Here is an 11,721-nt window from a genome sequence, read left to right as displayed (position 1 = left end):
TGTGCCTGCGCCTGAGTCCATAATTCACGTTAACCCTGATGCTACCCCAATAATTAAGCATATTGGGGAGGAGCAAACTCCTATCATTATTATTGATGATTTTGCTCTAGATTTAGCCGGAGTTAAATCAAATGCTTTAGAGTCCAGTGATTTTACGAAAGTGGTACAAGGACAGTCAATGTATCCAGGTGTTCGCGTAAAACTCCCTAAAGCCTATGTGGTTGATGTGTTAACTCCTTTACAAAGTTTACTAAGACAGACATACAAAGTTACACCTTCATATAGAATGAAGCCTTGCCTTTATGTTTACTCATTAATATCAACACAGCCCCATGAGCTGAGTTTACTGCAGCGTATGCCACACTTTGATACTGTCCGGCCATTCTATTTTGCAGCGCTTCATTATCTTAATGATGGCCCTTATGGGGCAACGGCTTTTTTTCGCCATAAACCCACTGGGTTTGAAAGGATCACTGCTGAAAGGGAGCAAGATTATTATCAGTCCGCTAAACAGTTTGTGCGAGATAATGGCGAGCCACCACAGGAGTACTTCGTTAAATCGAATGAACATTTTGAGTGTTACGATAAGGTTGAGTACAAAAAGAATAGATTAGTGCTTTATCCTGGAAATTTACTACATTCTATCCTAATCAATCCAAATACTGATATTGATCCTAACCCAAGAACAGGCCGGTTGACTGCCAATATATTTTTAGAGTTTTGCTAAACCCTCTAAAGGGTAACACCTGATTGCAGGCATTATCCTTTACTAGGGTAATCATGGAGCTGATAGAGCAGCTTAGTTATTTGCTAACCAAAGGTCGCACAAGGATTGATCTGCAATACTCAAGGCAATGGTATCAATTGCAGCGACTTGGGCGATAAACTCCAGCTCTTTGAGCTTTTTGTCTCGTAAAATAGTTAGTGTAACCGATTGACCAAGCGCTAAATTATTCAATTGGGCTTTTAGGTTATCCATTGATATCTGCCACCTTCCTATGGCAATTAATACGTCTCCAACCTGCAAGCCAGCTTGATATGCGGCGCTATGCTCTGTGACCTGAGTTAACTGAATACCAATATCTAGAGGTTTTGCCATTGCTCCAAAGTCAATGGCAAAAGGTGTCGTATTTCGCTCGCCTCCTTTATCTTGCAGACTGCTTCTGGAAAACTGATCAGCTGTTACGCCGAATTGGCTTAACAATTCGATTGTCGGCAACTCTTGTGTTGAGTACAAAGCTAAATTAAGAAACTCAGATAAGTTTAGGCCTAATTTGTGTTCGATGATCTGATGCACGCATTGAGGGGCTGTTGGTATGTTTACTTGACCATATTGAGTCCATAATTCTTGTAAAACATTATCTAGGCTCAAGGTATATTTGCTTTCCCTTCTAATAAGTAAATCTAAACATAAGGCCACTATAGCCCCTTTGTTATAGTAACTTACGATATGGTTTATCGAGCCTTCATCTTGCTTATAAAATTTTATCCAAGCATCAAAGCTTGAGTCAGTGATACTTTGTTTAAATCGCCCTTTGTTTCTTAGCAATCTTGTTAGATTTTGAGCGATAACTTTTAAGTAGGCCTCTTGGGTAATAAGGCCGGTTTTTAATAGGCTTAAATCGTCGTAATAACTAGTAAATCCCTCATAAATCCATAGTTGCTCTGTGTATTTTTCTGCGTCCAAAGAAGCATTAAATAGTTCAATTGGCTTAGTTCGTTTTATATGCCATGTATGGAAAAGCTCATGGCTACATAGACTCAAGAAAACTTGGTAGCCATCTGTCATGGAGTGTTTATCTGATAAACTGGGAAGATCCTTTCTACTATACATGAGCGCAGTTGAGCTAATATGCTCTAATCCACCAAAGGCATTATCAGTTAAAAGAGTAATGAAAAGATAACGTGATACGGGAGCAGGGCCATCAAAAAAGCTGAGTTGATGGTCACATATTTTAGTGAGATCGCTAGCTATTCTTTTTGTGTCAGCTTGGTGCCCTCCAGCAAGAACCAACTCAAATTCGACATCTTGAGCTTTAAAGGAAATGGTATCAAATTCACCCATTAATACTGGATGGTCGATAAGTTCATCATAATTATTTGCTGAGTATTCACCAAACTCATGAATATTGTTAGGGGATGTAGTTAGTGTGGTAGCAACTTTCCAGTGGGCTAGTTTTGTATCGCTTGGTTTCTTTAATGTTATTTTTATAGGCTGCTGTGTTTGCCCTGCTACGGCTAAAAATGCGTTAGTTCCATTAAGAAATGCTATTTCATCATTTATGTAAGCGCCTCTTACTGACAGGTCAAAGGCGTATATTTGATATTCTATGTGTATAGGTCCATCACTAGGTGATACCAGCCAGCTTTGTTTATCAAGTTTCTTAACTGTGAGTTCTTTTCTGCTATCGTCGAGCGCCTTAAGCCATATTATGTTCTTTGCAAAATCACGAACCATATAACTACCTGGGATCCAAGCAGGGAGAGACAATGTTTGCCCTTGAGGGTTAGGCTTGTCTATCGTCAAACTAACATTGAATAGGTGCCCGGTAGTTGAAGTGAGGTTTACTTGATAGTGAATTAAAAATTGTGACGTTTGCATGAAGTCTCTCGAGTAAGTTATTGCTTTTATTTACTTTATTTATTAGTAAGTACAGGTGTATGCTTATAAATGAACGAAAACACATGGTTTAAGGAGTTAGCATTAAATGGCTATATTGACGGAAAAAATAGGAATTACAAATGAAGACCTAAGAAAGATCCGTTCTATGCGCCCTGGCCAACCGGTTGACTTACAAGTTACAACAGCAAGCACGACAAAACGAGTAAAAACAGAATTTGTTGGTATAGACGGTACTCGTTCACTAATCGTAAGGTATCCTGACGAATCCAAATGGGGGAGTTTAGGTGACGCCATTTTTAAAGATAAGTCTTTAATTATGCGCTATATACTTGAAGACGAAACGGGAGAAATTATTGCTTTTAAGGTAAATGTTGTACTGGTATTAACCAAGCCTAGTCATTTGATATTTACTAGTTTCCCTCTTGCAATCCAAAGTCATGATTTGCGTTCTGAAAAAAGAGCTCAAACCCGTATTGTAACCAAAGTTACTGATGTTGAGACCAAAGAAAATATATGTGAAGTCATTGTTATAGATATCTCTGTTCATGGGTGTCGTATCAAAGTCGACAAAAAATTTGTTTCAAATAAACTTAGATTAAGAGAGCGCATCAATTTAGAGTTTACCAATGCTGATAATAAAAAAGTGGACTTAGTTGGAGTGATAATGAACTTCAAGTACGACGAGGTTAATTTTTATTGTGGGATAAAATTTGAAACAGAAGAGCAGGTGGTTGAGCAATTATTGAAAGGATTAATGCTAGCACTGGAATAACGCAGTAATAAAAAGCTAAACCTTACAGTTTTCAATTGATGGTATTTAACTAAGTTGTTAAATTGTTGTTACGTTAAACTCTCGAGAATTTACATGCGTAAAATTGAATCCTTGTTAAACGAGTATGGTGAAAGTCATACTAATAGAATTAATATTGGCATACACGCAATAGCAGTACCGGCAATTTATTTTGTAACCATAGCGTTATTGTGGTCATTATCTACACCCAAACTTTTAGATTATTTTGGTGTAACTTGGGCCCACATTATACTGTTACCTACCTTGTATTATTATTTTAAGTTGTCTGGGCCTATTGGGGCCGCGATGACCTTATTGTCCATAGTGTCATTTTTAGGGATCCAATTATTAGAGTTGGCCGATATTGTAGTCTGGCAATTTAGTTTAGTGCTTTTCATTGTAATGTGGATTTTACAGTTTATTGGGCACCATATTGAAGGTAAAAAGCCGAGTTTTATAAAAGACTTACAATTTTTATTGGTGGGCCCAGCATGGTGGTGGGGTCACTGGTTAAAACGTCTTAATATTAATTATTAATACCCATTGCGATAAAACATCCTAATACTAAGACCAAGCTTTAAACACTTGGTCTTTCTTTTTGTATACTGTTCGTGATTTCATTTTTCGGAAAAGATTGTGCCAAATTGGGAAAAGCTAGTAGACAGTCGAGAAAGACTTTTTTGGACATTGCATACAAGTGGCTGGGTGGGCTTTGCAATCATTTATTATATCGGGTCATTTCTACACGATATGCGCAGTATATGGTTGCTGATTATCATGCTAAACGCCTATGCTGGCTGGTTGTTAACCATACCGCTTAGATATATTTATCGAAAGGCCTTAACCCTTAGCCCGCTTAAAATGGTCGCCATGGTGGGAGTATGTTTATACCTGACAGCGCTAATATGGGCATTGGTTAAAAACTTGAATTATTGGGAAATTTATAAAAAAGGCTATCGGCCTGAAGAGTGGTATATGTATTTTACCAATACCATTAATTCATTGATTATGGTGAGTTGTTGGACTGGCGGCTACTTTGGCATTAAAAACTATCAAATGCTTTTAAAAGAAAAGCAAAACGTTTTAAGAGCCTCCACTATGGCGCACCAAGCACAAATAAAAATGCTTAGGTATCAACTTAATCCACACTTTTTATTTAATACATTAAATGCGATTTCCACATTAATTTTAATGAAAGATAATAAAACAGCGGATGCTATGGTAAGTCGATTAAGTGACTTCCTTAGGTACTCTTTGGATAAAGATCCGATACGCAAAGTTCCACTGATTCAAGAGGTGAAAGTTTTAGAGCTCTACCTAGAGATTGAGAAAGTACGGTTTGAAGATAGGCTAAGTGTTGTCTGGGATATTGACGAAAAAACTAAAGATGCCTTAGTGCCAAGTCTTATTTTGCAACCCTTGATCGAAAACTCAATCAAGTACGCCATATCTAAAGCTTCAGATGGAGGACAGATTTGTATTTCAGCTAAGAGTTTTGGGCGAGATCTTATGTTAAATGTGAGTGATAATGGTCCTGGTGCAGAAATTAAAGATGGGAATTTACCCCCGAGTGAGGGTGGTGGAGTAGGTTTACAAAATATTCAGGAGCGTCTGCAGGCGTTATACGCCGACAATTATGCTTTTGCCATTTCACATAACTATCCCACCGGTGTTAAAGTTAATATTCGTATCCCCTATGAGTTAAATGAAAAGTCGGATGGTCCTTTAGATGAAAATTAATACAATGATAATTGATGACGAGCCTTTAGCTCGAAAAGGGTTATCAATGCGTCTTGGTGAGTTTGAAAATATTAATGTGCTAGGCGAATGTAAAAATGGCCTTGAGGCTGTTGATTTGATCCCTCAGATGCTACCAGACCTTGTATTTTTAGACATTCAAATGCCAGGCTTAAACGGCTTTCAAGTGATCCACAAGTTACAAGAATTGATGGAAACCATTCCACTAATAGTGTTTGTCACTGCTTTTGATTCATATGCAATCAAAGCTTTTGAGGTACATGCGCTGGATTATATGTTAAAGCCAGTAGATGAAAAACGCCTTGAAGAGACAATAGATAAAGTAGTTATGACGCTAGAGCAACAGCAGTTGGGAGGCAATAACCAAAAATTAGCTCAATTGGTTGCTGACTTCACTGGTGATGATTGTGAAGTTATTTTAAAGCGATTAGCAAATGGCGAAAGCATAGCTACTACTCCTTACCCTGAGGTATTAGCCATTAAAGATGGATCAGAGGTAACTAGGGTACCTATTTCAGAGATACAATGGATAGATGCAGCGGGTGATTACATGTGTGTACACACAGGTGATAAAACTCATATTATGCGACGGACAATGAAAGAGTTGCAAAATGAGTTAGATCCGAAAAAATTCGTTAGAGTGCACCGCTCAGCGATTGTGAATATAACCTTTGTCGAAAAGCTCGTGAGCCATATAAGCGGTGAATACCATCTTATTCTAAATTCTGGTGATGAATTAAAGGTGAGCCGTAGTCACAGAGATTCAGTCAAAGAGATGATCAAGTTTTAATTATTTAAACAGTTGTTGCTGGATTTTAAGTAAATAATCATCAACAGGCTTTTTCTCTTGCCAACTAACAGCAAGCTTATGCTTAATAGCTTGGTTATTTTGCTCACCAATCATAATGCCAGTCTCTCCATTTAGAGCTTGCTCAACTGCATAAGCGCCAAGCTTGGTCGCAAGCACTCTATCTTGGCTAACAGGAGAGCCCCCTCTTTGTACATGCCCTAATATTACTGGGCGGCATTCTATTTGAGTTTGCTCTGTGATCATCTTCGCTAAGGTTACAGCGCCCCCTGCTATTAAGTTTTCTGAGGCGACGATAATATAACTAGAGACCCCGCGTTTCTTATACACCTGGTGTAAGTGCGCGATGGTTTTGTCTATCTCGTCTTGAATGTTGTCGCATAGTTCTGGTAGTAAGACTCTGTCAGCTGCAGAGGCAATTGCTGCATTTAATGCAATAAACCCAGCGTGTCGCCCCATGACCTCTACTAAAAATATTCTTTCAAATGCGTCAGCAGTATCACGAACTTTATCGATAGACTCTAATGCTGTTTCTATGGCTGTGTAATAGCCAATAGTGGCATCTGTACCTCCGATGTCGTTATCTATAGTGCCTGGTAATCCTAGTATTTGACCTTTGTAAAATTTAGATAAGTGGTGGGCACCTTTGAATGAGCCATTGCCACCTATAACTAATAAGGCATCTATTTGAAGTTCGTTTAGGTTGTTTGCGGCAACTCTAGCGGTTGTTTCTGTGTGAAACTCCAAGCAACGGCCACTTTTAAGGATTGTTCCACCTCTTTGGATAATATTAACCACATCTTCTGCATCCAAAAGTCTGTAGTCTTGTTCAACAAGGCCATTATATCCATGCTTATACCCTAGTATCTGTAGCTGGTAATGTTCAGCAGTTAATACTATTGAACGGATACAGGCATTCATACCCGGTGCGTCACCGCCAGAGGTTAGTATCGCAAGTTTTTTCATTTAAGGCGTCCATACAAAATGATTTGTATAGGCAAGGTTAGAATGTAATTTTTCTATCTACAAGTGGGAACCACGCAAAAACTAAGCTACATCAATAACCATTAAATTAATCTTGTTTAAGCACTATCAATATTAACTAGGGTCGAAGTTTGTTAAAATTACTTTGATGATAAATAAGGATAAAGCTTTGTTTGATATATGTGTTGTAGGCGGCGGAATGGTGGGTTCTGCTCTCGCTATTGGTTTGGGCCAGTTAGGTCTGAAGGTTGCTGTAATCGAACCCAATATGCCTCAAGCTTTTAACCCATCACAACAGCCTGATATGCGAGTTTCAGCAATTAGTCTCACCTCTGGGAAACTCATGAGTGATTTAGGGGCTTGGACTAATATCGAAGCCATGCGCTTGTGCCCTTATGCTAGGTTATCTGTTTGGGATAGTCCTAGATGTCGTACTGATTTTAATAGCGCCGATTTAGGACAGCCTTATTTAGGACATATTATTGAGAACCGTATTGTACAACTAGGTTTGCACCAAACCATGTGTAATTTTAGCAATATTGAGCTATTTACGAATCAAGAAGCAAGTGTTGAGCAGTCTAGTGCAATATCAAAAGTTCAGCTTTCAGGTGGACAATGTTTAGAGGCAAAATTGCTGGTGGGTGCAGATGGGGCGCAATCAAAAGTCAGAGATGCAGCCAATATTGGTGTACAAGGCTGGCAATACACTCAACAAGCATTAGGCATAAAAATAAAGACCAATGAGCCACAACAAGATATTACATGGCAACAGTTTACACCCCATGGTCCGATGGCTTACCTACCTTTATTTGACGGCTACGGGTCCTTGGTTTGGTATCAAAGTGTAGACCAAATTGCCTTTCTAAAGAGCTTATCGAAAGCTAAGTTGAAGCAACAAATACAAGAACACTTTCCTAGTGACCTAGTTGATTTTGAGATATTAGGAGTGGCCAATTTTAGCCTAACTCGTATGCATGCTAATCACTACTACAAAGGTAATACTGTATTAATTGGTGATGCGGCTCATACAATAAACCCTTTGGCTGGACAGGGAGTGAATTTAGGGTTTAAAGATGTCGCTGTATTGTTAGAGATAATACAAAAACAATTAACTCAGATGACATCAGATGAATTGTTTTTGAATACGTCAACTTGGCTTAAAGACTATGAAACATTGCGGCGCAAAGATAATCTCATGATGATGAGTGCAATGGATGCTTTGTATGCAACCTTTAGTAATAGTCATTTACCATTAAAATTTTTACGTAATTTAGGCTTAAAGCTAGCCAACTCTTCGGGCCCACTAAAAAAACAAGCGATGAAGTATGCAGTGGGACTAAATTAGGCAAACTCTATGACTATCGACACTACTTATAACTGTGCGGGAGAGCTATGACGGTTTTAATCATTTTAGGGTGTTTATTTATTGCCTTATTGGTAATTATTCCGTTGATTGAGCGCTCTGGATTTACCATGAGTAACGAAACAATGGGAAAATGGGGCCGCTGGATCTTGCCCCTATTGGTGGTATTAGGCGTAATTCAATTAATTATGTTTTACGCAAATTAAATAGAAAAATTTTTATAAAGGCACATTTGATGGCAGTTCATTGGTATCCGGGGCATATGCATAAAGCCCAAAAAGAAATAAAAGAAGTTTTACCTCAAGTAGACGTATTGATTGAGGTGCTAGATGCACGCATTCCTTATTCTAGCGAAAATCCAATGATTGCTGAGTTAAGAGGGGATAAGCCCTGTATTAAAGTGCTCAGCAAAACGGATTTGGCAGATCCAGCTGTAACAGCAGATTGGCAAGTTCATCTAGAAAAAGAAAGGGCAGTAAAAACCTTTGCATCTACGACAGATGAGCCAGCGAAAATGAAACAGATTATTGAGCTATGCCGTAAAATGTTGCCAGAAAAAGATGCCAGCATAAAAACCATTAATACTATGATAGTGGGCATTCCAAATGTTGGTAAATCAACTTTAATCAATATTTTAGCTGATAGAGTCATTGCTAAAACTGGCAATGAAGCGGCCGTTACTAAAAACCAGCAAAGGATTAACCTAGGAAACGGTATTACTTTGTTTGATACCCCAGGAATTTTGTGGCCTAAATTAGAAAATCCAAATAGTGGTTACCGCTTAGCGTCTACTGGTGCCATTAAAGACACAGCTATGGAATATGATGATGTAGGCTTTTTTGCAGCTGATTATCTGATAAAAGCTTACCCTGAGCTTCTTAAAGAGCGCTATAAACTAGAAGAAATTCCAGACACGGAAATAGAATTTCTTGAGATGGCTGCTGCGAGTAGAGGGGCCTTGCGAAAAGGTGCTAGGGTGAATTTCCATAAAATCTGTGAAGTACTTATCAATGAATTGAGATCGGGACAAATAGGCAGAATAAGCCTCGAAACGCCACAAATGATCACCGAAGAAGTGCAACAAATGGCTGAAGTAGAAGCTAAAAAAATAGCTGACAAAGAAAAACGCAAGGAGCGTTTTAAAACGGGCTCACTCACACCTGATAAGAAAGATCGTAAAGAAAAACGAGAAAATGACAGAGCTGCTCAGTCTGCTCGAATGAAAAAGCAAAACCGCAGAAAATAACAATAGTTTGTAACAATATAGGGTCTTTATAGGAGTGGTCTGTGCAAGAGTGTAACTCCTGCGGTAAGTGTTGTATTAAATATAGTGATGGTGATCTGTCTGCGTCTGATGACGACTTAGAAATGTGGAATTTGTTTCAGCCAGAAATTGCCGAGTATGTAAAAAATGGGCTTATTTGGTTTTCACCAGACACAGGCAAACAACTAAGCTTGTGTCCATTTCTTCGCAAAACTCAAAATCCGAAGCAACCCCAGAAAGTCATGTACACCTGCGATATTTACTATGACAGACCAGAAGACTGCCGGTTTTATCCGGTGACTGTTAAACAAATGATTAATGACGAATGTGAAATGTTAGAGGTTGAGGATGTAGCCGACCCACATCAAGCGCAAAAAGTGTTAGATAAACTACTAGAAGATAGTCGCCCTAGTTTTGACTAGAGCGACACTTAGTCTTGTTTTAGTCCCAAATTCCTTTTTCAGACTTACCTTGGATTTCGCAATCACCGGATTTATAGGTAATTTCTTCTCCTGACTCGCGCTTTTTAAAGTAGTCTTTACTGATAGATACTATGGTAGGTGTCATCCAGACAATTGCGGTAATATTGATAACCGTCATTAAGCCCAGCGCCATATCGGCTGCCGCCCATACCTCAGGCAATGCTGCCATCGAGCCCCAAAGTATCATCAGCAAATACCCAATTGTGTAGGCGCTACGTCCTATTTTATTATCAAGCTTAAACATATGTAAGTTACTCTCACCATAGGCGTAATTAGCCACCACAGATGTAAAAGCAAATAAACTTATAGCTGCCGCAACAAAATCACCCCCACCGGCCCCTAAATGCGTGCTCATGGCATTTTGAGTCAAACGTATACCTTCCATGCCTTCACCAGAGGAACCGCCTGCTAATAAGATAACAATGGCAGAGCATGTACATAGGATCATAGTATCAATAAACACACCAAGCATTTGTACATAGCCTTGTGATACAGGGTGATCAGGATTGGGGCTAGCACTCGCTGCTGCATGGGGTACGCTGCCTGAGCCCGCTTCGTTAGAATATAACCCTCTTTGTACACCATGTTTAAATGCTGCCCCTAAGGCGCCAGCACCGGCTTCCTGTAGCCCAAATGCAGAAGATATAATGTCCCATAACATAGCGGGGACTAAATCTAGATTCAAAATAGTGATAATTAAGGTAACTAACACATAGGAAACTGCCATAAATGGCACCACCCACTCTGCAAACCTTGCAATGGCGCGCAAACCACCAATAACTATTAATCCAGCCATGATGATAATTACTAGGCCTGAATAAAGGGTAGGGATATCGTATGCATGGTTTAGTGCATCTGTAATGGTATTAGCTTGCACAGCACTGAAAATAAAGCCGTAACCTAAGAATAAAAACAATGAAAATATGACCGCGAGCCAGCGCTTATTTAGACCTTGCTGAATATAATATGCAGGCCCGCCTCGAAATTCGCCATTTGTATCTTTTACTTTATATAGCTGGCCTAAAACACTCTCTGCAAATCCAGTGGCCATTCCAAGTATGGCTATTACCCACATCCAAAATATTGCGCCAGAGCCCCCTAAGGAAATAGCGACAGCTACACCCGCCAAATTTCCTGTGCCTACTCGAGCGGATAAACTTGTACACAAAGCTTGAAAGGAGCTGATACCTGCCTTATCACTTTTATTACTGCCTTTCATGACGGCAAACATGTGACCAAAGTGACGGATTTGAATAAATCCCAACCGTACTGAGAACCAAACCCCAGCCGCTAACAACATATAAATTAGGATCTGCCCATTACCCCAGAGGATGTTATTAATAAAAGCGACGATTTCGTTAATCAAGATAATACTCACAAGTTATTATAATTATATGAGAAGTCTGCCGTTTAATAGCTTTTATGTCTAGGGTGAAGTGAGAAAGCTCGTAATAAAAAGAAGAGGGGGAGTGTAGTAATTCGCCATTAGGTAAATTAAATGTTATTTGTTGTAAAAATAGATAAAAATGTCCCGTCCTAAAATACGTTGACGGTTTTAATTGAAGGCCAGTAGCTTTTGCTCCTGGTCTTTTTTATGCACTTGGTTTGGTGTTTTCATTCCTAAACTCAAGTGCGGCCTCAATTCATTG

General features: G+C 39.1%; 12 protein-coding genes. 9 read left to right on the top strand and 3 right to left on the bottom strand.

Features of this window, described 5'->3' with window-relative positions; translation table 11 throughout:
- Window position 1: 1 nt before the first annotated feature.
- Window positions 2-727: a DUF6445 family protein gene (locus ACMUMK_RS16505; RefSeq protein WP_414702253.1), complete on the top strand. Its 726-nt coding sequence runs from the start codon at window positions 2-4 to the stop codon at window positions 725-727.
- A 72-nt stretch (window positions 728-799) separates the two neighbouring features.
- Here ACMUMK_RS16505 and ACMUMK_RS16500 read toward each other — a convergent pair whose 3' ends face one another.
- A complete protein-coding gene (locus tag ACMUMK_RS16500; RefSeq protein WP_414702252.1) occupies window positions 800-2,602 on the bottom strand; it encodes a M61 family metallopeptidase in 1,803 nt (600 codons plus the stop codon).
- Between the two features lie 106 nt (window positions 2,603-2,708).
- Here ACMUMK_RS16500 and ACMUMK_RS16495 point away from each other — a divergent pair, with 106 nt between their 5' ends.
- The 4 genes from ACMUMK_RS16495 (at window position 2,709) to ACMUMK_RS16480 (ending at window position 5,961) form a co-directional block, all read left to right on the top strand.
- Complete coding sequence (locus ACMUMK_RS16495) at window positions 2,709-3,395, top strand: flagellar brake domain-containing protein (protein WP_414702251.1); 687 nt, start codon at window positions 2,709-2,711, stop codon at window positions 3,393-3,395.
- A 93-nt stretch (window positions 3,396-3,488) separates the two neighbouring features.
- Window positions 3,489-3,950: a DUF962 domain-containing protein gene (locus ACMUMK_RS16490; RefSeq protein WP_414702250.1), complete on the top strand. Its 462-nt coding sequence runs from the start codon at window positions 3,489-3,491 to the stop codon at window positions 3,948-3,950.
- Between the two features lie 99 nt (window positions 3,951-4,049).
- Entirely contained in the window at window positions 4,050-5,153 is a 1,104-nt protein-coding gene (locus ACMUMK_RS16485; protein WP_414702249.1) for a sensor histidine kinase, read from the top strand.
- Window positions 5,143-5,961, top strand: a complete 819-nt coding sequence (locus tag ACMUMK_RS16480) for a LytR/AlgR family response regulator transcription factor (RefSeq protein ID WP_414702248.1) — start codon at window positions 5,143-5,145, stop codon at window positions 5,959-5,961. Before ACMUMK_RS16485 ends, ACMUMK_RS16480 begins: the two co-directional genes overlap by 11 nt.
- On the opposite strand, the gene ACMUMK_RS16475 is transcribed toward ACMUMK_RS16480, so the two are convergent.
- The gene (locus ACMUMK_RS16475) at window positions 5,962-6,945 is read right to left on the bottom strand and encodes a 6-phosphofructokinase (protein ID WP_414702247.1); all 984 of its coding nucleotides are present in this window, start codon (window positions 6,943-6,945) and stop codon (window positions 5,962-5,964) included.
- A 187-nt stretch (window positions 6,946-7,132) separates the two neighbouring features.
- Here ACMUMK_RS16475 and ACMUMK_RS16470 point away from each other — a divergent pair, with 187 nt between their 5' ends.
- From ACMUMK_RS16470 to ACMUMK_RS16455, 4 genes are read left to right on the top strand one after another with little or no spacing between them, the layout of a single operon-like run.
- Window positions 7,133-8,308 carry an FAD-dependent monooxygenase gene (locus tag ACMUMK_RS16470; RefSeq protein ID WP_414702246.1) on the top strand — a complete coding sequence of 392 codons (1,176 nt, stop codon included), beginning with the start codon at window positions 7,133-7,135 and terminating at the stop codon, window positions 8,306-8,308.
- Between the two features lie 47 nt (window positions 8,309-8,355).
- Window positions 8,356-8,532 carry a hypothetical protein gene (locus ACMUMK_RS16465; RefSeq protein WP_414702245.1) on the top strand — a complete coding sequence of 59 codons (177 nt, stop codon included), beginning with the start codon at window positions 8,356-8,358 and terminating at the stop codon, window positions 8,530-8,532.
- A gap of 29 nt (window positions 8,533-8,561) precedes the next feature.
- A complete protein-coding gene (ylqF, locus tag ACMUMK_RS16460; RefSeq protein WP_414702244.1) occupies window positions 8,562-9,572 on the top strand; it encodes a ribosome biogenesis GTPase YlqF in 1,011 nt (336 codons plus the stop codon).
- A gap of 41 nt (window positions 9,573-9,613) precedes the next feature.
- Window positions 9,614-10,012, top strand: coding sequence for a YkgJ family cysteine cluster protein (locus tag ACMUMK_RS16455; RefSeq protein ID WP_414702243.1), 399 nt, complete (start codon window positions 9,614-9,616; stop codon window positions 10,010-10,012).
- A gap of 19 nt (window positions 10,013-10,031) precedes the next feature.
- On the opposite strand, the gene ACMUMK_RS16450 is transcribed toward ACMUMK_RS16455, so the two are convergent.
- Window positions 10,032-11,438, bottom strand: a complete 1,407-nt coding sequence (locus tag ACMUMK_RS16450) for an alanine/glycine:cation symporter family protein (RefSeq protein WP_414702242.1) — start codon at window positions 11,436-11,438, stop codon at window positions 10,032-10,034.
- Window positions 11,439-11,721 lie beyond the last annotated feature (283 nt).

Source organism: Paraglaciecola sp. 2405UD69-4, from assembly GCF_047525415.1.
Classification (GTDB): Bacteria; Pseudomonadota; Gammaproteobacteria; order Enterobacterales; family Alteromonadaceae; genus Paraglaciecola.
Note: the sequence above shows the minus strand (reverse complement) of the source record. Positions and strands in the feature narration are given on the sequence as shown.